At 70.2% G+C, this 23,185-nt stretch carries 19 protein-coding genes; 7 read left to right on the top strand and 12 right to left on the bottom strand.

The annotated features are described in order from the left end of the window. Positions 1-420: 420 nt before the first annotated feature. A complete protein-coding gene (locus G6O68_RS12480) occupies positions 421-1,416 on the bottom strand; it encodes an acyl-CoA desaturase (protein ID WP_165248188.1) in 996 nt (331 codons plus the stop codon). Between the two features lie 326 nt (positions 1,417-1,742). Then, positions 1,743-3,308, bottom strand: a complete 1,566-nt coding sequence (locus G6O68_RS12485) for a B12-binding domain-containing radical SAM protein (protein WP_165248190.1) — start codon at positions 3,306-3,308, stop codon at positions 1,743-1,745. A gap of 301 nt (positions 3,309-3,609) precedes the next feature. Here G6O68_RS12485 and G6O68_RS12490 point away from each other — a divergent pair, with 301 nt between their 5' ends. Continuing rightward, a complete protein-coding gene (locus tag G6O68_RS12490) occupies positions 3,610-4,590 on the top strand; it encodes a YheT family hydrolase (protein WP_240911153.1) in 981 nt (326 codons plus the stop codon). A 221-nt stretch (positions 4,591-4,811) separates the two neighbouring features. On the opposite strand, the gene G6O68_RS12495 is transcribed toward G6O68_RS12490, so the two are convergent. The 3 genes from G6O68_RS12495 to G6O68_RS12505 form a co-directional block, all read right to left on the bottom strand. Continuing rightward, the gene (locus tag G6O68_RS12495; RefSeq protein WP_165248194.1) at positions 4,812-5,435 is read right to left on the bottom strand and encodes a hypothetical protein; all 624 of its coding nucleotides are present in this window, start codon (positions 5,433-5,435) and stop codon (positions 4,812-4,814) included. Next, positions 5,428-6,744: an MFS transporter gene (locus G6O68_RS12500; protein WP_165248196.1), complete on the bottom strand. Its 1,317-nt coding sequence runs from the start codon at positions 6,742-6,744 to the stop codon at positions 5,428-5,430. The genes G6O68_RS12495 and G6O68_RS12500 overlap by 8 nt, the downstream gene beginning before the upstream one ends. A 107-nt stretch (positions 6,745-6,851) precedes the next feature. Further along, positions 6,852-7,838, bottom strand: coding sequence for an aldo/keto reductase (locus G6O68_RS12505; RefSeq protein ID WP_165248548.1), 987 nt, complete (start codon positions 7,836-7,838; stop codon positions 6,852-6,854). 186 nt (positions 7,839-8,024) lie between these two features. On the opposite strand from G6O68_RS12505, the gene G6O68_RS12510 reads away from it, so the two are divergent. From G6O68_RS12510 to G6O68_RS12525, 4 genes are read left to right on the top strand one after another with little or no spacing between them, the layout of a single operon-like run. Continuing rightward, a complete protein-coding gene (locus tag G6O68_RS12510; protein WP_165248198.1) occupies positions 8,025-8,453 on the top strand; it encodes a hypothetical protein in 429 nt (142 codons plus the stop codon). 4 nt (positions 8,454-8,457) lie between these two features. Continuing rightward, the gene (locus tag G6O68_RS12515) at positions 8,458-9,285 is read left to right on the top strand and encodes a lipoate--protein ligase family protein (RefSeq protein WP_165248200.1); all 828 of its coding nucleotides are present in this window, start codon (positions 8,458-8,460) and stop codon (positions 9,283-9,285) included. 26 nt (positions 9,286-9,311) lie between these two features. After that, positions 9,312-10,124 carry a carbon-nitrogen hydrolase family protein gene (locus G6O68_RS12520; protein WP_165248550.1) on the top strand — a complete coding sequence of 271 codons (813 nt, stop codon included), beginning with the start codon at positions 9,312-9,314 and terminating at the stop codon, positions 10,122-10,124. Positions 10,125-10,144: 20 nt separating this feature from the next. After that, entirely contained in the window at positions 10,145-10,453 is a 309-nt protein-coding gene (locus G6O68_RS12525) for a hypothetical protein (RefSeq protein ID WP_165248202.1), read from the top strand. A gap of 76 nt (positions 10,454-10,529) precedes the next feature. Here the strand turns inward: G6O68_RS12525 and G6O68_RS12530 are convergent, their stop codons facing one another. The 3 genes from G6O68_RS12530 to G6O68_RS12540 all read right to left on the bottom strand — a co-directional run bounded on the left by G6O68_RS12530 (position 10,530) and on the right by G6O68_RS12540 (position 15,029). Next, entirely contained in the window at positions 10,530-11,219 is a 690-nt protein-coding gene (locus G6O68_RS12530) for a hypothetical protein (protein ID WP_165248204.1), read from the bottom strand. A 24-nt stretch (positions 11,220-11,243) separates the two neighbouring features. Then, positions 11,244-12,578 carry a Gfo/Idh/MocA family protein gene (locus tag G6O68_RS12535; protein WP_165248206.1) on the bottom strand — a complete coding sequence of 445 codons (1,335 nt, stop codon included), beginning with the start codon at positions 12,576-12,578 and terminating at the stop codon, positions 11,244-11,246. Positions 12,579-12,818: 240 nt separating this feature from the next. Then, a complete protein-coding gene (locus G6O68_RS12540; protein ID WP_165248208.1) occupies positions 12,819-15,029 on the bottom strand; it encodes a sigma-70 family RNA polymerase sigma factor in 2,211 nt (736 codons plus the stop codon). Positions 15,030-15,248: 219 nt separating this feature from the next. Between G6O68_RS12540 and G6O68_RS12545 the strand changes: the two genes are divergently transcribed. Together G6O68_RS12545 and G6O68_RS12550 are read left to right on the top strand one after the other, a co-directional pair. Beyond that, the gene (locus G6O68_RS12545) at positions 15,249-16,493 is read left to right on the top strand and encodes an acyltransferase family protein (RefSeq protein ID WP_240911156.1); all 1,245 of its coding nucleotides are present in this window, start codon (positions 15,249-15,251) and stop codon (positions 16,491-16,493) included. Positions 16,494-16,694: 201 nt separating this feature from the next. Further along, the gene (locus tag G6O68_RS12550) at positions 16,695-17,558 is read left to right on the top strand and encodes a hypothetical protein (protein ID WP_165248210.1); all 864 of its coding nucleotides are present in this window, start codon (positions 16,695-16,697) and stop codon (positions 17,556-17,558) included. A 97-nt stretch (positions 17,559-17,655) separates the two neighbouring features. Here G6O68_RS12550 and G6O68_RS12555 read toward each other — a convergent pair whose 3' ends face one another. From G6O68_RS12555 to G6O68_RS12570, 4 genes are all read right to left on the bottom strand, one after another. Continuing rightward, positions 17,656-19,665, bottom strand: coding sequence for a glycoside hydrolase family 97 protein (locus G6O68_RS12555; RefSeq protein WP_165248212.1), 2,010 nt, complete (start codon positions 19,663-19,665; stop codon positions 17,656-17,658). A gap of 95 nt (positions 19,666-19,760) precedes the next feature. Next, positions 19,761-20,369, bottom strand: a complete 609-nt coding sequence (locus tag G6O68_RS12560) for a sulfotransferase family protein (RefSeq protein WP_165248214.1) — start codon at positions 20,367-20,369, stop codon at positions 19,761-19,763. An 86-nt stretch (positions 20,370-20,455) separates the two neighbouring features. Then, on the bottom strand, positions 20,456-21,739 hold the full coding sequence (locus tag G6O68_RS12565; protein WP_165248216.1) for a beta-ketoacyl-[acyl-carrier-protein] synthase family protein: 1,284 nt from the start codon (positions 21,737-21,739) through the stop codon (positions 20,456-20,458). Positions 21,740-21,830: 91 nt separating this feature from the next. Continuing rightward, entirely contained in the window at positions 21,831-23,036 is a 1,206-nt protein-coding gene (locus tag G6O68_RS12570) for a XylR family transcriptional regulator (RefSeq protein WP_165248217.1), read from the bottom strand. Positions 23,037-23,185 lie beyond the last annotated feature (149 nt).

Consider the following 23,185-nt stretch of genomic DNA (forward strand, 5'->3'; position numbering starts at 1 on the left):
ACTATCTCATCCTCGCCCCGGCCGCGGGGCGGTCGGGGGAGGCCGGGCGCTCTGGGCGGGGGTTATCGTTGGGGCTCACCCCGCTAGTCTCTGAACCTTCCTGGCCACCGGATGCCCGGCCAGGCTCGGCTGCGGATCGCCATGCCCCCTCGCGGAGGTTTAGGTTTCCCGCAATTCACCCGGTTCGCGGTCGGGGGTCGCCCCCCGGCGCCACCATTCCTCTGGACTGATGAGTCCCCTGCTCTGCCGTTGAGCTAGGGCCGCATGCTTCAAGACGTCGCGGAGACGGCCCGAGCGACGCCATCATCGCCGCTCGGGTCCGGAAAGACAAGGCCGACGACGGCCTTCAGAAACGACGAACCGCCGCGAGGTTCGCTCGCGGCGGTCGGAAACTTGTTCGGGAACGATCGACCGCGCCGGTCAGGCGGAAGTCTGCTGCATCTCGCTGCGGACTTCCCGGGGGGCGGGGGCGACGGCGGGGGGGCAGGAGGGGGCCGCAGCGGTCGTCGGCGGGACGGCCGGGCGGACGTCGGTCTCGACGATCGTGCCGTCGGCGTTCTTGCGGACCTTGGGGAGCTTGATCTCGCTGGCGAGGCCGAAGACCTGCATCAGCTTGATCGTCCAGTAGGTCGGGTCGACCTCCCACCAGTCGAGGCCGTGGCGGGCCGAGGTCTGGAAGGCGTGGTGGTTGTTGTGCCAGCCCTCGCCGTAAGTCAGGGCGGCGCACCACCAGAGGTTCGTGGACTGGTCGCGGGTGGCGTGGGTTCGGTAGCCCCAGACGTGGCTCGCCGAGTTCACCAGCCAGGTCGTGTGCCAGACGAACAGGGTGCGGACGAACCCGCCCCAGATCAGCCAGCTCATCCCCAGCCCGCCGTACCACTGGCCGGCGGCGTACAGCCCGGCGAACAGGGCCATGGGGAAGATCAGGAAGTAGTTGTCGAAGAACCGCTGGACCGGGTCGCGGTAGAGGTCGGGTGCCCAACGCTTGTAGTAGGCCTCGCCGTGGCGCGACGTCTCGTCGGTCACCATGAACCAGCCCATGTGGGCCCAGAACAGGCCGCGGAGCGGCGAATGCGTGTCCTGCTCCTCGTCGGAGTAGGCGTGATGGCGGCGATGGTCGGCCACCCAGCCGATCGCCCCGCCTTCGGAGGCGGTCATGCCGATGATGGTCAGGGGATATTCGAGCCACTTCGGCCAGAGCTTGAAGCTGCGGTGCGTCAACAGGCGGTGGTAGACCAGGCAGATCCCGATCCCGCCGGTGAGCCAGTGCAGGGCCAGGCAGATCAGCAGGCCCGACCACGAGAAGAACGCCGGCACCACCGCCAGCAGCGCGAGGACGTGTATGCCGCCGATATAGAAGATCGGCGCCCAGGCGATGCGCTTTGAGACCGGCGGCGCGGTCGTCGTTGTGCTCATAGTCAACCTTTTTGGTGTAGCTTTCGAGAAGAGTTCCGCGACGAGCCTTCGATCGCCGAGGGTGCGCCTGCATCGCACCGGGCTAGGCTATGCAGGATCCGCGCCGGCATCCTCAGACGTCGAGGATCCGTGCGGCGTCGGCCCGATCGGTCGTTACTGGGATTATCGTTCGCGAGGAAACGGACAACAAGGCGTTCGCCTCTCGCCCGTTTGTACCATTTTTCACGGACTCGCGGGGAGCGAGTCCTTCCGAAAATCCGGCCCGATCCGGCCGCCGCGGCGGGCCCGAGGCGACCCGACGCCCCATCCGCCTGGCGGCCCGGACGTTAGAACGAGTTGACGAGCTGCTGGCTGCGGCTCGACATGGATCGCGCCATTTTCCACGTGTGGTAGTGCATGGCCATGTGGAAGACGTAGAAGAGCACCAGGCCGGGGCGGCGATGGACCTTGATGAAGGCCTTGAACCGCTTGCGGTACTCCTTGCGAAGGTCGGGCTCCGGGACGTTCTTCATCAGGCGGGCGAACAGGCCCAGGCCCTCGACGGCGCACCGCATCTCGTCCAGGAACCATCGCGTCGAGATCTTCCACCAGCGCTGCTTGCTGGTGATCCCATAGTCGAAGTCCGGGTTCATGAAGAGGGCGTCGGTCCGGTCGAAGTAGGCCTGGGGCTCGTAGAGGCGGTTGAGCACCTCGAAGTAGCCTTCCAGCAGCTCCTCGCGCGACATCTTCAGGGGGATGACGTTCGTCCCGAACTCGGAGCGGTCGGAGTGGTCGAGCCGCCCCTCGGCTTCCAGCCGGGCGTGGAGCGGCGTCTTGGGGATGGCCGAGAGCATGCCGCTCATCGAGAACGAGATGCGGGCCTGCTGGATGAACTCGATCTGGCGTTCGAAGATGCCGACGTCGTCGCTGTCGAAGCCCATGATCATCCCGCACCAGACCTCCATGCCGGCGTCCTGGATGCGGTGGACCTTCTCCAGCAGCGTGCCGCCCGTGCGGACGTTCTGGAACTTCTTGGTCTCGCGGAGCGAGTCCTCGCTGGGGCTCTCGATGCCGATGAACGTGGCGATGAAGTTGGCCTCGACCATCAGGTCCATCAGCTCGGCGTCGTCGGCCAGGTCGATCGAGGCCTCGGTGAACAGGCTCAGGGGGTAGCCGTTCTTCCGCTGCCAGACGATCACTTCCTTCAGGACTTCCTTGATCGCCTTCTTGTTGCCGATCAGGTTGTCGTCGACGACGAACGCGATCCGCAGGCCGGTCCGCCGGATGGCCTCCAGCTCGGCGATCACCTGATCGGTCGTCTTGATCCGGGGGCGGCGGCCGAAGGTCACGATGATGTCGCAGAACTCGCACTGGAACGGGCACCCGCGCGAGAACTGGATGCTGCCGAAGGCGTACTTCTTCATGTCGAGCATGTCGAAGCGCGGGGTCGGCACCTTCGTCATGTCGGTCTTGTCGCGCTGCTCGTAGCGATACTGGTTCAGGCCCTGCTTCCACTCGTTGAGGAACTGGGGCCAGGTCTCCTCGGCCTCGCCGATGAAGATCGCGTCGGCCGGCTCGTCGTCGAAATAGTCCTCCTGGACGGTGATCCAGGGGCCGCCGATCGCCACGAAGCAGCCCCGGGACTTCAGCTCGCCCAGGATCTCCTTCATGCGGAACCGCTGGACGCTCATGCCGGTCATCGCCACGATGTCGGCCTTGGCGCAGCGGTCGAAGTCGATCTCCTCGGCGTTCTCGTCGATCAGGGTGACCGTGTGCTCCTCGGGGGTCAGCGCAGCCAGCAGCGGCAGGCAGGCGACCGGCAGGTTGGCCGACTTCCCCATGAACGGGAGCAAGTGGTCCATCCCCCAGTACGACGGCTCGAACCGGGGGTTGATGATCACGATGTCTGCCATAGGATGCCGATCCCTCCGTTCCTGGAGCCGGGTAGGCCAGGGGTGTGCGCAAGCTCTCGAAGATGAATATGCTAGTCAAGCGGGGGGGGACTTGCCCAGGGGCAGTCCTCCGATTCCGGGGCCGATCCGTCGTCGCGATGGCCCTGGCCCGCGGAAATCGTACAATAGGCCCGACCCAACGCCCGTCCGCGGGATGGGGACGACCGCCGTCCCGCCGCCCCGGCTCGCCCCTTAGCCAACACGTTTCATGCCACAACGTCCGATTCGGCGATCGGCCGCGTCCTCGGCGGGCCAGGGCCTCGTGCCCGATTTCGCCCCGCATCCCTGGATCCGGGGGGGCCACGCCCAGACGATCTTCGGCCGCTACATGGACCCGAGCCGACCGACCTACGGGTCGTGGACGGACACGATCGAGCTGCCGGACGGCGACCGCCTCTGCGTGCACGAGTCGATCCCGATCGGCTGGGACGAGGGGGGTCCGGCGGCCGTGCTGCTGCACGGGCTGGCGAGCACGGCGGACGCCCCCTACGTCGTCCGGTTCGCCCGGCGGCTCGGCGACCTGGGGGTCCGGGTGGTCCGGATGAACCTCCGGGGCGCAGGGGCCGGGTTCGGCCTGGCGAGGGGGTTCTACCACGCCGGCCGCACCGAGGACGTCCGCGCGACGGTCGACTGGCTCGCCGGACGCGCGCCGGGCTCGCCGATCGCCGTCGCGGGGTTCTCGCTGGGGGCCAACCTGGCGCTCAAGATGGCGGCCGAGGCGTCCCGGCCTTCGTACGACGGGGTGAGGCCCGATTGCGTCGTGGCGGCGAACCCGCCGGTCGACCTCTCGCTCTGCTGCCGGACGTTGCGGAAGGCCGAGAACCGCGCCTACGACTGGAGCTTCGTCCGCTGGCTGCGCGCCGAGGTGCGCAGGCTGCACGAGCGGTTCCCGGACCTGGGCCCGACCGGGCTCGAAGGGGTCCGCTCGGTCTACGACTTCGACGACCGCTACACCGCGCCTCGCAACGGCTTCGACGGGGCCGAGGATTATTACCGACGCAGCAGTTCCGGCCCGCTCGTCCCCGAGATCGCCTTCCCCGGCCTGGTCGTCCACGCGGCCGACGACCCGTTCATCCCCGCCACGGCCTTCGAAAAAGTCGCGTTCCCCCCGAACGTCCGCTTCGAGTTGCTCCCCCACGGCGGCCACCTCGGCTACGTCAGCCGAACCCCCTGGCTCGGCGACCGCCGCTGGCTGGAGACCCGCCTGACCGCCTGGCTGGCCGATCGCTGGGGGATGGGCTGAGGGGATCCAGGATCACAGGGCCTCGATCCAGTCTCGCCACCGCCCTCGATAGCCGGGGCGATCACGGCCCGGTCGCCCTCGAGCCTCGCCGAGCCCCGGGATGGGCTCGACCTGCTGACACTCCCGGACCGCAAGCCACGAGGGCGGGTCCGCGGCCCATCGTCGCACGACCTCGGGCGCGGCGGAGTCGGCCAACTCCCGGTGGTGACGGACGCCCCATTTCAGGCCTTGCGAGGCGCCCGGCCGGGCTGGGGGAGTTCGCCGCGGAGGAATGCGGCGAGGGCGCGGTCGTCGTCGAGGTCGAGTTCGAAGGGGATCCAGGCGCCGGTGGATTCGTCGAGCAGTGCGGCGTCGGCCATGCCCCGGAGGCTCGTGCGGACGCTGGTCCAGATGAGGCGGTCGTCCTCGTTGGTGAAGCCGTGGCCGTCCCACTGGCCGACGCCGCCGACCGTGGCGCGGAGGGCCGAGCGGACGGCGTAGACGGCGTCGATCGCCTCGGGGCGGCTGCGGATCGCCTCGGGATAGATCCGGATGGCGTAGATCGCGCGGACGGTCTCCAGGTAGTCGCTCAGCCAGCGGACGGCCGAGGGGGGGCCGCCGGTCTCCAGGCTGTCGATGAACTCGGCGACTTCCTCGGCACCGAGCGTGTTGGGGCCGACCGGATTCAGCTCGACGGTGGCCCAGACGTCGTGCAGGTCCTCGGCCTCGGGGCCGATGGCGAGGTAGTTCCCCAGCATACCGGGATGATCAACCGACCAGACCGCACCGAAGGGGACGGCCCGTTGCAGCGCGGCCAGGGGGACGTCGCGGTCATCGACGGTCAACAGGCGGAGATAATCACCCATCGGCCGGCTCCGTCATCAAATTCGCGACGCACGCCACCACGCCTCGTCTGGTATGGGGTCGTTGAAGAACGTCGGCGTCGGCATCGGCGACCGCCTCGCCCGGCCGGCCCACGATCGAGGGCTGCGATCGGAATCCCCTCAAGAAGTAAATTAACAGCGCCCCATCGAGGATGCAAGGGACGAGGAAGACCCACACGTCGTCCCCCAGCGAGATCCGCCGCACCCATTCGCCGGCCGCCAGGCTCCCCAGGAACGAGGGGAGGCCCGTCGAGAGGATCAGGAAGATCGCCTGGACGCTCGCCCGGTGGGTCGTCGGCGCGCGGCCGTCCAGGAATACCTGGCCGCCGATCGCGAAGCAGGCGATCCCGACCCCCTGCAACACCCCCACGCTCACCGCCACCGCGAGCGGCGGGTGCGTCGCCAGGATCAGATACCGGAGGAACCAGGCCCCCAGCCCCATCGCCATCGTCCCCTTGTAACCCATCCTCCCCAGGAGCCAGGGCATCACCGCCAGGGCCGCGACCTCCGGGACCTGATTGATCGACACGGCCGTCGAGATCCAGGCCCGCGGCATCCCCCGCGCCGCCAGGTAGCCGGGCACGACCTGGTACGCCAGGGGGATCGTCAGGAAGACGCCGAAGGTGGTGATCAGGAACACCCGGACGTCCTTCTCCCGCAACAGCTCCACTCCCTTGCGCAGGTTCGCCCGGCCGGACGTCTCCCCGGCCAGGGGGGGCGTGTGGGGGAGCGTCCCGCAGTAGCAGGCCATGACCAGCGAGATCGCCGCCGCCATCCAGAAGACCTCGGGCATCCCCCCGGCGGTCGCGATCCGGCCGCCGCCGACCGCCAGCATCACCCCGGAGACCAGCCAGCCGACGGCCATCCAGCCCACCGTCCCCCAGAGCCGGACCGCCGCGAACTCGCGCCGGGGGTCGTCCAGGTTCCGCATCGCCAGCGAGCTGCTCAGGCTGTGCGTCGGCATGATGATCGAGAAGTAGAGCAGGAACGTCAGGAAGAGCGGCCCCGCCCCCACGACCCAGCCGGACGCGAGCGCCGCCAGCAAGAGCGTCCCCGCGCCGTACGCCAGCACGAGGAACGTCTGCGTGGGCATCAGCCGGTCGACGAGCTGCCCTGCGCCCAGGGGCAGGAGCGTCGCCGCGAGCGCCTGCGAGGCGAAGATCAGCCCGCGCCAGCGGCCGTCGATCCCCAACTCGGCCAGGTGCACGCCCAGGAGCGGCCAGAAGGCCCCCGAGACCGCATAGAGCAAGGCCATCATCATCGACAGCCGCCACCGCCCGCGCGTTTTCATCGCCGCTCCGTTCCTCGTGCGTGCCGCCCCTCCTGGCCGCCTGAGACTCTACCAGAGACGCGCGACGCGGCCCAAGGCCAGTTGCCGCGCCGCGACCGGCCGCCCGCTCATTTGTTCACGGCCTGCATCGCCTGGGCGTGGTAGCGGTCGCCCGCAGCCGCCCCGGCGGGGAGCAACTCGTCGATCTTCCTCAGCTCCTCGTCCGACAGCCCCACCTCCACCGCCCCCAGGTTCTCCTCCAGGTATCTCATCCGCTTGGTCCCCGGTATCGGCACGACGTCCACCCCCTGGGCGAGCACCCAAGCCAGGGCGAGCCGGCTCGGCGTGCAGCCCTTGGCGGCGGCCAACTCCTCGACGGCCTTCACCAGGTCGAGGTTCTTCCGGAAGTTCTCCCCCTGGAACCGGGGCGAGTTCCGCCGATAGTCGTCGGCCGGGAAGTTCTCCGGCGACTTGAACTGGCCGGTCAGGAACCCCCGCCCCAGCGGGCTGTACGCCACGAAGCCGATCCCGAGCGCCCGGACGGTCGGCAGGATCTCCACCTCCGGCTCGCGACTCCAGAGCGAGTACTCGGTCTGCAGCGCCGCGATCGGGTGCACGGCCGCCGCCCGCTTGATCGTCTCGGTCGACGCCTCCGACAGGCCCAGGTGCCGGACCTTCCCCTCGCGGACCAGGTCGGCCATCGCGCCCACGGTCTCCTCGATCGGGACCTTCGTGTCCACCCGGTGCTGATAGTAGAGGTCGATGTGGTCGACCCCCAGCCGCTTGAGGCTGGCCTCGCACGCCTCCTTGACGTAGGCCGCGTCGCCCCGGACGCCCAGGAACTCCCCGTTCGGCCCCCGCACGTTGCCGAACTTGGTCGCCAGCACCACCCGGTCGCGACGGTCGGCGATCGCCCGGCCGACGAGCACCTCGTTGCGCCCCGAGCCGTACATGTCGGCCGTGTCGAGCAGGTCGCCCCCCTCGTCGAGGAACCGGTGGATCACCCGGATCGACTCCGCGTCGTCCTGGCTCGCCGGGTCGTAGAACTCGCTCATCCCCATGCAGCCCAGCCCCGGCGCCCGCACGTCCAGGCCGCCCAGCGAGCGGACCGGCAACTCCCGGCGAGATTCCTGCGTCATCAGTAGGCGTCTCCAATGGATGGTGGAAAGCCCGGGGCCTTCCACCCCCCTCGTCCTTGGTTGATCGTCCCGTCCAGTATAGAATCGAGGACAAGGCACGAGGGGAGCTTCTGGGATGCCCCGAATTGACCCGAGCGAACGGCCCGCAATCAGGGCCGCATCATGGATTCCATCATCGAGCTGACGACCGGCTATCTGACCTTCGAAGAACTCGACGCGGAAGTCGTCGCCTCGATCGACGACTTCCGCTCCATGGGCGTCGAGACGATTTTCCTGACCTTCGGGTTCGGCTGCGACCGCGAGGATCGGCTCCAGTTCGAGGAGATTCCCGTGGCGCTCGGCGACCTGATCCACTTTATCCAGGACGCCGAGGCCGACGGGACGTTCGAACTCGGCGAGTCGGACCTGGTCCTCCGCGGCGGGGGGCTGGAGTTCCTTTTCTGCCACGAGGGGGACGTGCATTGCTACGGCCGAGAATCGCCCCCTCTGCTCGCCGTACGCCGGCGATGGCGGAGGGACTACGAGTGGAGCGAGGATCGTCAATGCGGCGGGCGGCATCGCCGATTGACCGGCCGCCCGAAGCGCCGATGAGGCGGTGCCGATCGGGATCAGCGTCCTCGCCGACGCGGCCGACTCCGCAGCACGGAGAACGCGACGCCGTCGCATCGCCATGATCTGCCGCGTGCTCCCCTATCGCGTCGCCGAGGGGCCGACGAACATGGCGATCGACGAGGCCCTGCTGGACCACGTCGCCCGCGACCCGTCGGCCGCCTGGTTCCGCACCTACGGCTGGGCGACGCCCACCCTGAGCCTCGGCTACTTCCAGCGCTGGGCGGAGACCGAGGCCGAACCGCGCTGGCGGGACGCCGCAAAGGTCCGCCGCGCCACCGGCGGCGGGGCGATATGGCATGAACATGAGATCACGTTCGCGATCGTCATTCCGTCGAGCCACCCCCTGGCGCGGCCGAACACCGCCCTCTACCGCGCCGTGCACCGCGCGACGGCCGCCGTGCTGGCCTCGCGGTCCGTCGACGCCCGCCGCCACGGCGACCTCGCCCCCGACGAGGCCGGCTCGACGCCCGCCCACCCGTTCCTCTGCTTCGCCGGCCGCGACGGCGAGGACCTCGTCCACGGCGGCGACAAGCTCGTCGGCAGCGCCCAGCGGAGGAGGGCGGGGGCCGTGCTCCAGCACAGCTCGCTCCTCCTGAGGCGCGCCGACGCCGTCCCCGAACTCCCCGGCGCGGCCGACCTGGCCGACGTGACCGACGACCCCCGGGCCTGGTCCGACCTGATCGTCGCCGCCCTCGTCCCCGCCCTCGGCATGGAGCCGGAGCCCGCCGGCTGGCCCGACGGCCTGCTCGACCGCGCCGACCGGATCGAGCGTGAGGTCTATCGCAACCCCGCCTGGAATCAGAAGCGTTGAAGCTTGCAGCCGACAAGGACCCGCCGATGTTCCTGGCCGCCGCCATCCAGACTTCCGCCACGACCGACGTCGCCCGCAACCTGGCCGAGATCGAAGCCCTCGTCGCCCGCGCCGCAGGGTACGGGGCGAAGTTCGTGGGGACGCCCGAGAACAGCAACTTCCTCGGCCCGGCCGACGAGAAGGTGAGGCTCGCCGAGCCTCTCGACGGGCCGACCTGCTCGTTCTTCGCCGACCTGGCGCGCCGGCACGCGATCCACCTCCTGCTGGGCTCGTTCAACGAGCGTGGGTCGACCCCGGAGCGGTGCCGGAACACGAGCGTCCTGTTCGGCCCCGACGGCGCCCGGCTGGCGGCCTATCGCAAGATCCACCTGTTCGACGTGGACCACTCCGAAACCGTCCGCGCGATGGAGTCGCGGACGATCGAGCCGGGCGAACAGCACGTCGTGGCCGAGACGCCGCTAGGCCGCTTCGGCCTGAGCGTCTGCTACGACCTGCGGTTCGGCGACCAGTACCGCCGGCTCGTCCGCGAGGGGGCCGAGATCCTCTGCGTCCCCGCCGCCTTCACCATGCGGACCGGCCGGGACCACTGGGCCGAGCTGCTCCGCGCCCGGGCGATCGAGTGCCAGGCGTACGTCCTGGCCCCGGCCCAGTACGGCGTCCACGGCGCGGCGTCCGAACTCCGCGAGAGCTTCGGCCGCGCCATGATCGTCGACCCCTGGGGCGTCGTCCTCGCCACCGCCCCCGACGGCCCCTCCGGCCTCGCCCTCGCCGAGATCGACCTGTCCCGCGTCTCCGAGATCCGCCGCGCCATCCCCGTGGGGGCCTACGAGGCCTCCTAACGACGAAAGGGCCCGCAGCCATGCCGCCCACCGGCCAGGCCGCGACGACCGCCGTCATCTACGTCTTATCGGTCGGCGCTGCCGGCTGTTGCTGCCTGCTCAGCTTGTCCGCACCGAGGCTCCTCGTCCCCGGCGGATGCGGGTTCATCCTTCAGTGCGACTCCAGCGCCCTCTATCATCAGGCGCCGATGGCCCTCTGCCTCGTCCTGGGCCTGGCGGTGTTCGCCCGGCTCGGGCATCCCCAGGCCGCGAGCCTAACGAGGTGCGCGGCCCTCGTCTCGACCTCGTTCTGGATCTTCGCCGTCGGCCTGGCACGGGAGTGGTGGTGAGCGTCGGCCGAACCCCAATCGAAGCCAGTCCCGCCGCCGCGGCGCGAGTGCCGCGGCGGCGTGGTCGGCGGCGGGTTCACGCCTTGCGGAGCGATTCCGCCCGCTTGGCGGCGACGTCCTTGGCGCAGGCCAGCGGGGCGGCCTTGGCCAGGGTTTCGTAGACCTCGGCGGCGGCGGGGCGCTGGCCGAGGGCGGCGAGGGATTCGGCCGCGCGGAAGAGGCCCTCGACGACGGCGGCCTGGGCGACCCCGGTCGTCTTGGGGAGGGCGTCCCGGAGCGCCTGGGCGGCGGCGGCGGTGCCGATGCAGCCCAGCGACTTCGCGGCGGCGACGGCGACCTGCGCGTCGGCGTCGGCGAGCTTGGCGGCCAGGGCGGGGACGGCCTTCACGTCGCGACGCACGCCCAGGCTGGCGATCGCGCCGACGAGGGGGCGGCCCTGGGCCTCGGCGACCACGGCGCGGAGGGCCTCATCGACGGCAGGGTCGGGGATCGGCTCGACGGCGTAGCGGGCCATGTCGGCCAGTTCCTCGTCCCGTAGGAGCGGCGCGACGACCGGCACGCACGCGCGGTCGCCCACCTGGGCCAGCACGCGGAGGGCGTCGACCCGGGCCTTGCGGGGGGAGTCCTCCTTCTTGAGGACCTCGATCAATTCGTCCTGCCCCTGGCGCTTGCGGTTGCCCGCGGACTGCGAGGCCTTCTGGGCGAGGGCCGTCGACGAGGCGGCCAGCAGGGCGGCCCCGGCGAGAACGGCGGCTTGCGTCTTCATCTCGGCATTCCTCGACGGGTAGGTTCAGATGATCCAGGGGGCACGCTGGGCGCGGGTCAGGAAGCGGTTCGCCTCGGCGTCGCCGACGAACTCCTCGCGGACCGGGTCGAAGTGGACGTCGCGCTTCAGCCACATGCAGACGTTGGCCGCGTGCACGGTGGTCATCGTGCGGTGCATGACCTCGGGGTTGGCCACGGTCCAGCGGCGGGACTTCACGCAGTCGAAGAAGTCGCGGACGTGGTTCATCGGCCGGCCGGTCTTCTCGACGTACTCGGCCAGCAGCTTCTCGCCTTCCGCCATCAGGGCGGGCGAGGAGACGTCGGGCTTTTCGTACCCGTCGGCGCAGGAGGCGGAGCCCTCGTCGCCTTCGAAGGTCATGCCGCAGGAGCCCCGCCAGCCCTCGCGCTGGAGGATCATCTTCACGCCGCTGGCGAAGGCGGTCTCCATGCCGTCGCCGCTGACGTTCTTGACATAGCTATACTCGATCGCCGAGGTGTCCAGCGCGTCGATGCCGGCCTGGCCCTGGGCGAACGTGTGGGCGCCCCACTCGCCGATGCAGCTCGTGTGGAAGTCGTAGTGGCCGCGCCAACCGCCTTTGATGTAGCCGCTGTTGAACGGCCGCCAGGGGCAGCCGCCGAGCCAGGCGTCCCAGTTCACCTCATCCTGGGGCGGCTGGGGCTCTTCGGGGAGCCAGGCGTGGCTGAGGTCGGCCGAGTCCCAGGGGGCGATGTGGGCGCGGACGGTGTGGACCTTGCCGAGCTTGCCCGAGCGGGCCAGCTCGATGATCGTCCGGAACGGCCCCTCGCTGAGCCGCTGGGTGCCGGTCTGGTAAATCCGGCCGTAGCGCTTCGCGGCGTCGACCACCGCGCGGCCCTCGGCCACGGTCATGCTGGAGGGCTTCTCGGAGTAGACGTCCTTCCCCAGCCGCATGGCGCGGATGGCGGCCTGGGCGTGCCAGCGGTCGCCGGTGGCGATGAGGACGGCGTCGATGTCGGGGCGGGTGGCCAGCATCTCCTCGAAGTCGGCGTAGGTCTTGCAGTCCTGGTCGCCGTTCTTCTTGTCGATCCTGGCCTTCACCTCCTCGCGGCGCGACTTCTGGACGTCGGCGATGGCGACGAACCGGACGTCGGGCTCGACGGCCATCCAGTCGAACACGAACTGGCCGCGCGGGCCGAGGCCGACGCCCGCCATGGTGATCCGCTCGCTCGGCGCGACGGCGCCGTCGCGCCCCAGGGCCGAGGCCGGCACGATCGTCGGCACGGCGAACGCCGCCCCGGCGAGGGCCGCCGTCTTCAAGCAGTCGCGCCGGGTCTGGCCCTTCGCGGCCGTGCCGTCGGCGGTCGAAACGGGATCCGTCATCGTCGAGTCTCCCTCAATCTGGGGATGTCCGCGCGGGCCTCTCGGGATCTCGTCCGGCCGTTCCTGAAGACTCGCCGGGCGTTGCACCCGCCGGGCGTCGAGGCCGGACCCAGGCAAGGAAGAAGCTCGCACGCGAAGGTCGGAGGACGACCCGCCGTCCGGCGAGTCTCCCGCCATCATCCCCCCGACCGAGGCGTGAAGCAAGGTGCCGGCCGACGGGGCGAGCCTGTCGAGTCCCGTTCAGAGGACCTCCACACGCGGGACCTCCACACGCGGCGCGGGCGCAGGACCTTCAAATCGCGGCTCGGGGGCGAGCTGGATCGTGACGGGCTCCGGGTCGCGAGGGGCCGCGAACGCCCACCCGACCACCCCCCTCAACTCGCCGAATTGAACGTAGAGCAAGGCGCGCCCTTCGGGCAGTCCATCGAACCGGAATCGGCCGGCGGCGTCGGTCCGAACGACCTGCATCCGGGGCATCCGCCTGGAGAGGTTCTCGATCTGGGCCCCTTCCACCGGATTGCCGTCCGGGCCCACGACCACGCCGACCGCCGAGCACGCCGGGACCAGGACGAGGTCGGGGAATGTCGCGGGCTTGCCGCGCTCGATGTCGAGCGGCTCGGTGTCGGCACCCGCGAACCCCTGCTTGCTCACCCCGATTTGCAGCGACGTCGGCGCGGCGCCCGAGACCGCGTCGGGTATGCAGTCGAACCGATAGCGGCCGCTCCCGTCGGTCGTCGTCCGGCAGGATTCCGAAGCCTTCATCGCGACGCCGTAGCCCTCCGCGTTCCTCCAGACGTAGGCGACCTCGACCAGGGCCCCGGAAACGGGGGCGCCCGAGCGGTCGAGGACCTTCCCGCCGACCGCGGCGAGCACCCCCGGCTCGGACTCGGGCAGGGCGATGTGGATCGCCAGCCGGCCGGCTTCCAGGCGAGGCTCGATGCTTCCGCCGTCCTTGCTCTCGAACTCGGCCGACCGGCCTTCGGCGTCCATCAGCCGGTAGCGATCCGATCCCTCCATCCGCGCCACGCTCCGGACGGCCTCGGGCCGGAACCCGTCGTCCCGGCGGAGCGAGAATCCGAGCGGCCGGACGTCCCACCTCCGGGGCGGCTCGATCTTGCCATCGATCTGGCCGCCCTCGCGGGGGAGCCCGATCCTCGCCACGCCGTCGGCGTCGGCGTCGGCAGCGGCGTTGACGGTTTCGGTGTAGACCCTGCCGTGCTCGGCCGGGCGGCCGTCGCGCGCCCACGCAAGCCGGAACTCCCACGCGGCCCCGCGCCGCATCGGCACGTCCTGCCGCTCGACCTGGACGGCCTCCGACAACGCGAACGGCCTGAAGCGCAGCCCCTGCGTCACGACGTAGCAGCCGGGCGCGGGCTCGACCGTCGTCATGGAACAGTGCCCCGGCGCCAGCTCTACCGAGTAGAAACCGTCGGGGCCGGACCGGGCGGACCGGACCGCCACCTCCTTCTTGCCGACCTCCGACGTATAAGTCTTGATCGTGGCCCCGGCGATCGGCTCGCCGGTGTCCGGATCGGCGACCCGACCGGTCAGCCGATACTTACTCGGCGACCGAGCACCGGCCGCCTCCCGAGCCGGGGCCGCCCCGTCATCGGCCGCCGAGGCGTTCCAGGTCCAGGCACCCGCCGCCAGGGCGAGGAGGGCGACGGAGGCTCCGATCAGTTTCGAGAGCCGCATGGTCCGCAGGACTCCCTGGGTCAAGGTGAGGACGGGTGCCGGGACGCCGACGCCCAGGGCCGAGGTGGCGAGGGTCGCCACCCTGGCGGTCGCGGTCGACAGGGCGAGGGGGACGGGGGGAGGGGGGATCGTGGCGAGGGACCGGGCCGGGTCGGAAACGCCTCGGCGTTCGAGGCGGGTCCGCAGCCGCTGCTTCGCCCGACGGAGGCGGACGCTGAGGGTGCCGAGGGGGCATCGGAGTCGCTCGGCGGCGGCCTGATAGGTCAGGCCCTGGAGGTGGCAGAGGATCAGGGGGTCGCGATCACGCGCCGGGAGGCGGGCCAGCTCTTGCATCAGGATCGCCAGGTCGTCGTCCGGGCCGGGCGGCTCGTGGGCCGTGGGCGAGCCCTCGGCGGCGCGGCGCTCGTGGGCCCGTCGCCGTGCCGCGTTCAGGCGGGCGCGGGCCGACACGCGTCGGGCGACGCCGAACAGCCAGGGGCCCAACGACCCGCGGCGACGGACGCTCGCCGCGCGGCAGGCCAGGACCAGGAACGTCGCCTGGAAGGCGTCGTCGGAGTCCGGGCCGGCGACCGAGCGGCAGACTTCCAGGACCATCGCCCCGTGGCGGGCCACGACGGCCTCGAAAGCCGCCTCGGCACCCTCCCCGCCGTCGAGGAACCGGGCGAGCAGGTCCGCGTCGTCGAGGCCCGACAGCGTGCCGACGTCGTACAGGGCCTGGATCGAGCGGACCGGCCCGCCCCCTCGGCTCGTCGTCATCCTGCGTCCCTCCGGGATGCGATCGTTCGTCTGAGATCATAGTGTCCCGGACGACGCCGGCGCTTTCACGAACCTTGCAAAATCGGGGGCCGATCGTCCTTCCCCCCGGCGGGGGAAGGACGTCAGGGGACCTCCTCGCACCTCGCTTCCCCCTTTCGGAGCCGGTATCGTGGCTGCGACGTGTCCCCCTCGACGCCCCCGCCGCAATGAGACCCACATATGAGCACCGAGCCGTCGCCCGTCGAGACCGAGGCCCAACCGAGGCCCGTGGTCGACCCCGATCCCGCCGTCGAGCCGACCGCCCGGCTGGATTCGATCGACGCCTATCGCGGGCTGGTGATGTTCCTCATGATGGCCGAGGTCCTCCGCCTCGGCGCGATGGCCCGGAACTTCCCGGAGAGCGGCGTCTGGCGGTTCCTCGCCGAGCAGCAGGACCATGTCGAGTGGATCGGCTGCGTCCTCCACGACATGATCCAGCCGTCGTTCTCGTTCCTGGTGGGCGTCGCCCTGCCGTTCTCGATCGCGTCGCGGATGGCCAGGGGGCAGTCGCGCGGGCTGATGACGGCCCATGCGCTCTGGCGGGCGCTCATCCTGATCTTGCTCGGCGTCTTCCTGAGGTCGGTCGGGCGGCCCCAGACGTACTGGACGTTCGAGGACACGCTGTCGCAGATCGGCCTGGGGTATCCGTTCCTGTTCCTGCTGGGCTGGACCTCGCGCAAGGTGCAGGGGGGGGCCCTGGCGGCGATCCTGGTCGGCTACTGGCTGCTGTTCGCCGTCTACCCCGCGCCGGGGCCGGATTTCGACTACCCCGCGCACGGCGTGCCGGCCGACTGGCCGCACCTGATGAGCGGCTTCCAGGCCCACTGGAACAAGAACAGCAACCCGGCCTGGGCCTTCGACACGTGGTTCCTCAACCTCTTCCCGCGCGAGAAGCCGTTCCTCTACAACGGCGGCGGCTACGCCACGCTCAGCTTTATCCCCACGCTCGGGACCATGATCCTCGGCCTGCTCGCCGGCGGCCTGCTGAAGGAGCGACGGCCACCCTGGTCGAAGATCGGCCTGCTGGCCGCCGCCGGGATCCTCGCGACGGCCGCCGGCTGGGCGCTCGGCGCGGCGGGGCTCGTCCCCGTCGTCAAGCGGATCTGGACGCCGTCGTGGACGCTCTACTCGGGGGGGATCTGCTTCCTGATCCTGACCGCTCTCTACCTGGTGATGGACGTCTTGGGCTTCAAACGCTGGGCGTTCCCGCTCCGGGTAATCGGCATGAATTCCATCGCCGCCTACTGCCTGGCGCACCTGGTCGAGGAATTCCTCGTCTCGGCCCTGCACACCCACCTCGGCCCCGACGCCTTCAAGGCCTTCGGCCCGGAGTACGAGCCGATCGCCCAGGGCGCGGCGACCCTGGCGATTCTATGGCTTATGCTATTCTGGATGTACCGCCGTCGGCTCTTCCTGAGGATCTAGGCAAGAGGGACGGGGTTGGCCCCGGTTTTGCTATTTCGTAACCCGACGCCGAACAGCCTAAAGCCCCTGACCGACACAATTTTTCCATGTTGCTCTTTTTGCCCATGTTGTAGAATACCCTCGAACGTCTCAGCGGGCGGCAACGAGCGAGCGACCTGGGCGAGAGACGAATTGCTGATGGACAACCGGAGGGAGACGAAGATGCGCATCCGTATGAGTTTGGCGATGGCGGCCTGCCTGCTGATGGCGGCCGAGACGGCTTCGGCCTGCGGGACGTGCCACAAGACCCCCTGCGTGGTCGCGCAGCCGGCCTACCAGTGCGTGACCGAGCTGATCCCGTACACGGTCTACAAGAAGCAGTGGCGGACCGAGTACGAGACGGTCCAGAAGACGGTGATGGAGAAGGTGCCGGTCACCAACTACGTCCAGCGCCAGCGGGTCGTCTGCAAGCCGGTCTACAACACGATCGAGGTCCCGGTCCAGCGGGTCGTCTGCAAGCCGATCGTCGAGACCGACTACGTCACCCAGAACTACACCGTCTGCCGCCCGGTCCAGACGACGCAGCAGGTCCAGTCCTGCGAGTACGTCCCGTCGACGCAGTACGTCACGGTCCCCGTCAAGAAGTGCGGCCTGCACCACAAGTCGGCCTGCGGCGAGTGCCGCGTCGTCGCCCAGACGACCTACACGGCGGTGCCGACGGTCAAGGACGTGGTGGTGACCCAGTTCGTCCGCGAGTGCCAGACGCGGCAGGTGCCGGTCACCCGCACCCGCTACGTCCAGGAGGTCGTCAACGACGTCCGCCGCGTGACCCAGAAGACGATGGTCCAGGAGGTCGTGACCGAGAACGTCCCGGTCGTGACCTGGACCTGCCAGCCCCGCGTCGTGACCAAGCAGATCCCCCACAAGGTCTGCGAGCAGGTGGCCGTCACCGCCTACAAGAAGGTCAACCGGATGGTCCCCGTCGTCTACGCCCCGGTCGAGTACGCCGCCCCGGCCGTCGCCCCCGCCCCCCAGGCCGTAGCCCCGTCGACCCAGGCGATCGCCGCCCCTTCCAAGCAGGGCTGAGCGACGACCGCGACGCGAATCAAGCGCGGAAACGCATAAGGGCGGAGCCGACCTCGTGTCGGCTCCGCCTTCGTTCCTTCGAAGCCTGAACCTCCGATCATCTCGCCGCCGGCCTGAGCCTCGCCACGAATCCGCCGTCGCGCGGGACCGCGAGCCTCAGCGGGGCCGCCGACGAGGCCGCCTCGCGACGCCGGATCAGCGCCGTCGGGCCGACGCTCGGGTCGTCGAGCCAGAGATCTGCCTCGTACTCGCCCTTCAAAAAGCCCACGTCCAGGTCCAGCTGCCGGCCCTCGACGGCGGTCATCCCTCCGAGATACCAGGCGTCCCCTTTGCGCCTGGCGACCACCAGGCAGCGGCCGAACTCGGCGTGCAGCACGCGGGTCTCGTCCCAGCTGGTGGGGACGTCCGTCAAGAAGTCCAGGCCGGGCTGGCCGCGGTAGGCCTCGGGCGTGTCGGCCATCATGGGGAGCGGGTCCAGGTAGACGACGTACATCGCCAGTTGATGCCCGCGCGTCCCCTGGACCGGCGGGGCGACGTTGCGAGGCCGGTAATCGTGGGGAAGCACGTTTCTCATCCCGCCGTGGTGGTAGTCGACGGGCCCGGCGATCCCCCGGATGAACGCGATATCCAGGTTGTGCGAGGGGGGCGCGCCGCGGCTCGCGTTCGAGTCCCACTTGTTGTATTCCTGGTTGAGCGCCGCCTCGTAGTTCAGGACGTTCGGCCAGGTCCGCTCCATCCCGGTCGGCTTGTACGCGCCGTGCAAGGTGAGCGTCAGGTGGTGGCGGGCGGCCTTCTCGGCCATCTCGTGATAGAAGCGGACCATTTCCTGGTCGTCGCGGTCCATGAAGTCGACCATGACGCCCTCGACGCCCCACTTCTCATAGGTGGCGAACGCCTCGTCGATCTGCGGACGCAGGGCTTTCCAGTGGAGCCAGAGGCGGAGCCGCACGCCCTTCTCCCGGGCGTACCGGAGCAGTTCGGGCATGTCGATGGAGGGGGCGGCCGTGGTGACGTCGATGGGGCCCTCGGGCTGGATGGGGCCGTCGTACCAGGCGATGTCGAGGCCGTCGAGCGAGTGGTAGGGGATGCCGTGCTCGGCGCAGAAGTCGATGTAGTGCTTCATCGTGGCCGTGTCCACGCCCGGCTTGAAGTCCAGGCCGTCGGGGGCGTAGCCGTTCCACCAGGGGAACAGGGTCTTGCCGGGCCTGATCCACGACGCGTCGGCGATCGCCGGCGGGTCGCTCAGGTGGAAGATCAGGTTCGATTCGAGAAAACGGCCGGGATCGTCGGCGATCATCAGGATCCGCCAGGGGGACGCATGCGGGGCCTCGCCGACCACCTTCGCGTCGTCCTTCCGGCCGGGAAGGGGGGAGAGCCGGGCGCGGAGGGTCCCCGGGTCGGCCGCATCCCCCGCGAGGTAAAGCCCGGCGTAGTCGGTCAGGCCCGCCTCGGTCACGGCGATCCAGGCCTTTCCCGGACGTTCCAGCAGCAGCGGCAGGCCGATCAGGCGATCGGGGCCGATCGCGGAGGTCGGGAGCGTCTCGTAGTACTTCTCGTAAGAGGTCGTATAGCCGTCGAGCGGCAAGGCGTGGGCCTTCGGATCGCCGGGGAACGTGAGCCGGGTCGCCTCGTCGGTGATCGTGAAGGCGCCGATCGCCGCCTGCTCGGGGATCCGATACCGGAAGGCTACTCCGTCGTCGAACGCCCGGAGCTCGACCTCCAGCCGCCGGCCGGGCGGGCCCGTCTCCTCCAGCGTCAAGACGAGGGCCTTGTGGCGGTCGCGGGCCGACGACGCCTTGCCCACCGGGATCGGATAGGTCGCGTCGCGCTCCTCGCGGCGCTCGGCGACGATCCGCAGGCCGTCACCGATCGGCCGGGCCCCGGCGAGGTCCAGGCCCAACGAGCCGGCGGCGACCGCCTCGCCGCCCCGGAAGACCTCGAACGCCGGCCGCCCCCCGTCGCCGAGCCCGATCGCCACGCGAAGCCGGCCGTCCGGGGATTTCAGCTCGATCGGGTCGATCGCGACCGGGGGGGCCGCCGGGGCGTCAACCCCGATGAGCGCTATGAGCGCGACGAGCGCGGGAAGCCATCGGAACGGGACGGGCATCGCGGTCTCCGGGCGTTGAAGGGAGAGGACGGGCCCGGACAGGTTACGCGACCGCTCGTCGCCAGGCCCGAGGGGACCGAATCGGGGGCCTCGGCTCAGCCCGCGGGCTCGGCCTTGCGGTTGCGGTAGAGCGAGGGGTCGACGGCGGCGACCATCGCCTCGACGTCGAGCCGGCCGCCGAAGAAGGCGTTGATCCGCTCGGCCTGCGCGCGGGGCTCGGCGACGAGGTCGCCGTGGCTGACGAACAGCACGGGCATGTTCGGCTGCTTCTCCAACCAGGCGAAAAGGCGGTCGAGATGCTGGGTGAACGCTCGCTTGATCTCCTCGCGCGGGGCCGAGGGACGGCCGAGGCGCGCGAGCATCTTCTCCTGCGAGTCCAGCATCTCGTCGAAGTCGCGCCGCATGAAGACGATGCGGTAGGTCTCCGAGGCCGGCAGGTCGTAGAGGAGCTGCGAGACCATCTTGAAGACCTTGCCCCGGGTCTCGGGGATCCACGAGGCGTCTTCCTTGATCTTCTTGACGATCTCGAACTCGTAGTAGCCGCGCGGGTTGTCGACGTCGGGGGTCCGCAGGCTGTCGGTGACGGCCGGGATCCCCCCCTTGTCGAGCATCTGCATCATCAGCGAGGTGCCCGAGCGCGGCAGGCCCGAGACGACCACGATTTCCCGATCCGCGCCCGCACCCTCGCCCGATTCCGCGTTCATATTCCGACGACCTCCCTGGATGATCCGTGTCCGAAGTCCGGATTCTAGCGAGTCGCCGGGGAACGAGACATCCCCATCCGTCGCGGTCAGTCGACGAACCGCCTGAGGATCAGGGCCGTATTCTGGCCGCCGAAGCCGAAGCTGTTGGACAGCACGGCGTCGACCCGGCGCTCGCGGGCCTTGTGCGGGATGTAGTCCAGGTCGCAGTCGGGGCCGGGGTTCTCCAGGTTGATCGTGGGGGGGAGCAGGCCGTCTCGGATGGCCAGCAGGCTGGCGACGGCCTCGACCGCGCCGCCGGCGGAGACCAGGTGCCCGGTCATGCTCTTGGTGCTGGAGATGGGCGTGGCGTACGCCCCCTCGCCGAAGACCTTCTTGATAGCGAGCGTCTCGATCGAGTCGTTGGACGGCGTGCTGGTGCCGTGGGCGTTGATGTAGCCGATGTCGGACGGCTCCAGGCCCGCGTCCTCCAGGGCGATCCGCATGGCGGCGACGGCGCCCCGGCCCTCGTCGTGGCTGTCGGTCAGGCGGAAGGCGTCGGCCGTCGAGCCGTGGCCGGCGACCTCGCCGAGGATCGTCGCCCCGCGCGCCCGGGCGTGCTCCAGATCCTCCAGGACGAGCACGCCGCCCCCCTCGCCCAGGACGAAGCCGTCGCGGTCGCGGTCGAAGGGGCGGCTGGCGCGGGCGGGGTCGTCGTTGCGGGTGGACATGGCCGTCAGCAGGATGAAACCGGTGACCCCCAGCGGGTGGATCATGCTGTGCGCGCCGCCGGCCAGCACCACGTCCAGCTCGCCGCGGCGGATGAACTCGCAGGCCTCGCCGACGGCCTGGGCGCTGGCGGCGCAGGCGGTCTGGCAGGTCAGGTTGGCGCCCCGGGCCCCGAAAACCGACGCCAGGTGGCCGGCCGCGTTGCCCGGCTCCTGGTCGGCCTCGCGCACCGGGTGGAGCCCGTGCACGCCCTGGCGGGTGAACCGCGCGGTGTCCACCTTGCCCTCGCGGCTGGAGCCGTGGACCAGGGCGACGAAACGGCCGAAGTCCTGCTGCCCCTCGCCCGAGCCCAGGTAGACGCCGAACCGCGAAGGGTCCAGCCCGGCGACGTCCAGCCCCGCCTGCGCGACCGCCTGGGTCGCCGCCGCCAGCGCGAACTGCGAGGTCCGGCTGTGATCGACCCAGCGCGCCGCGTCGGGCCGGTACGCCGCCAGGTCGAAGTCCGGGACCTCGGCCGCGATCCGGGTCGCGAACGTCCCGGCGTCGAAGAGCGTGATCGGCCCCACGCCCCCCTTGCCGCTCAGGAGCGCCGACCAGGACGACTCCACGTCCTTGCCGACCGGCGTGATCATCCCCATCCCCGTCACCACCACCCGTCGCCGCATCGCAGGGCCCCCCAGCCAATCCGCCCGTCCGCATCGCGCCGGAATGATATGACGCCCGTCTTTCAACGTCAAGGCGGGCGAGGGGGCGGGCTCAGGGGGTGGAGCCGGGCGCGCGGTCGCGGGCGTGCTGCTGGCGGTAGGCGGCGGGGGTGACGCCGGTGGCCCGTCGGAAGACGGTGCTCATGTAGCCGAGATAGGTGAAGCCGGATCTCTCGGCGATGTCCTCGTAGCCGAGGTTCGTCTCGATCAGGAGCTGCTCCACGCGACGGATGCGCTCGCGGGCGATGGTCTCGTGGATCGTGCGGCCGATCTCTTCGCGGAAGAGGCGCTGGAGCTTGCTGCGGGAGACGTCGACGTGGTCGAGCACGTCGTCGACCCGGATGCCCCGGCAGGCGTGGGCGCGGATGAACCGGAGGGCCTCGGCGACGCAGGGCTCCTCGATGGCCGTGATCTCGGTCGACTGGCGGACGGCGACCCCCACCGGGGGGATCATGAGGGTCGTCCGGGGCGCCCTTCCGCCGCGCATCATCCGGTCGAGCAGCGCCGCGGCCTGGTAGCCGATCGCCCCGCAGTCGGGGATCACGCTCGACAGCGGGGGGTTCGCCAGCTCGCAGGCGAGGGTCTCGTCGTCGGCGCCGATCACCGCGACCTCCTCGGGGACCGAGACCCCGGCGCGGCGGCAGGCCTCGAGCGCCTGGATGCCCCGGAAGTCGTTGCAGGCCATCAGCCCCAGGGGCTTGGGGAGCGACGCGATCCAGCGCGAGGCCGTCTCCATCTCGGTCTCCCAGGCCGGCAGCTGGTGGCCCCACGAGGCGGTCTGCCCGCCGCGGTAGAGCCGGCATTCCCAGCCCTCGCGGCGCACCCGCTCCGCGAACCCTTCGTAGTTGGCCGCCGACCAGCGGAAGCCCGGATAGCCGAAGAAGGCGAACCGCTTGAAGCCCCGCTCCAGCAGGTGCTCGGCGGCCACGGCGCCGATCGCCCGGTGGTCGCTCTGGATGTGGGGCCGCCCCGCCTGGTCGTCCAGGTTCACCATCGGCAGCCTGCGAGGGGGGCGGAACTCGCCGCCGGACTTCGTCACCCCCAGGATGATCCCGTCGCCGTCCCACGAGGCCAGCCAGGGGGGCAGGGGGTCCTGCCGCGACCGGGGTTCGAAGTAGAACGTCCAGGGGCCGTTCTCGCGCGCGTATCGGGCCACGCCCTGGAGGATCTTGCGACCGTAGGCCATCGAGGTCTGGACCACCAGGGCGACGTGAGGCGGCCCGTCTCGGGTGCAAAGAGGCTTCGAAGGTGCTGCCATGCGCAGGAGGGACTCGCCGAATCGTCGGTGAGGAGAATCACTGATCGTCCGAAGACTTTGAACGAATTCCATGGTAGCCCCGAGGGGGCCGCAGCGACAACCGTCATGGTAGGCCGAAAGTTAGAAAACGAATGCCGAATATTGAATTG

It is taken from the genome of Paludisphaera soli (assembly GCF_011064595.1).
Taxonomy (GTDB): domain Bacteria; phylum Planctomycetota; class Planctomycetia; order Isosphaerales; family Isosphaeraceae; genus Paludisphaera; species Paludisphaera soli.

Coding starts and splice junctions, on each gene's coding strand:
- G6O68_RS12480 (WP_165248188.1), bottom strand. CDS start 1,416: ATGAGCACAACGACGACCGCGCCGCCGGTCTCAAAGCGCATCGCCTGG.
- G6O68_RS12485 (WP_165248190.1), bottom strand. CDS start 3,308: ATGGCAGACATCGTGATCATCAACCCCCGGTTCGAGCCGTCGTACTGG.
- G6O68_RS12495 (WP_165248194.1), bottom strand. CDS start 5,435: ATGGGTGATTATCTCCGCCTGTTGACCGTCGATGACCGCGACGTCCCC.
- G6O68_RS12500 (WP_165248196.1), bottom strand. CDS start 6,744: ATGAAAACGCGCGGGCGGTGGCGGCTGTCGATGATGATGGCCTTGCTC.
- G6O68_RS12510 (WP_165248198.1), top strand. CDS start 8,025: ATGGATTCCATCATCGAGCTGACGACCGGCTATCTGACCTTCGAAGAA.
- G6O68_RS12520 (WP_165248550.1), top strand. CDS start 9,312: ATGTTCCTGGCCGCCGCCATCCAGACTTCCGCCACGACCGACGTCGCC.
- G6O68_RS12525 (WP_165248202.1), top strand. CDS start 10,145: ATGCCGCCCACCGGCCAGGCCGCGACGACCGCCGTCATCTACGTCTTA.
- G6O68_RS12530 (WP_165248204.1), bottom strand. CDS start 11,219: ATGAAGACGCAAGCCGCCGTTCTCGCCGGGGCCGCCCTGCTGGCCGCC.
- G6O68_RS12535 (WP_165248206.1), bottom strand. CDS start 12,578: ATGACGGATCCCGTTTCGACCGCCGACGGCACGGCCGCGAAGGGCCAG.
- G6O68_RS12540 (WP_165248208.1), bottom strand. CDS start 15,029: ATGACGACGAGCCGAGGGGGCGGGCCGGTCCGCTCGATCCAGGCCCTG.
- G6O68_RS12545 (WP_240911156.1), top strand. CDS start 15,249: ATGAGCACCGAGCCGTCGCCCGTCGAGACCGAGGCCCAACCGAGGCCC.
- G6O68_RS12550 (WP_165248210.1), top strand. CDS start 16,695: ATGCGCATCCGTATGAGTTTGGCGATGGCGGCCTGCCTGCTGATGGCG.
- G6O68_RS12555 (WP_165248212.1), bottom strand. CDS start 19,665: ATGCCCGTCCCGTTCCGATGGCTTCCCGCGCTCGTCGCGCTCATAGCG.
- G6O68_RS12560 (WP_165248214.1), bottom strand. CDS start 20,369: ATGAACGCGGAATCGGGCGAGGGTGCGGGCGCGGATCGGGAAATCGTG.
- G6O68_RS12565 (WP_165248216.1), bottom strand. CDS start 21,739: ATGCGGCGACGGGTGGTGGTGACGGGGATGGGGATGATCACGCCGGTC.
- G6O68_RS12570 (WP_165248217.1), bottom strand. CDS start 23,036: ATGGCAGCACCTTCGAAGCCTCTTTGCACCCGAGACGGGCCGCCTCAC.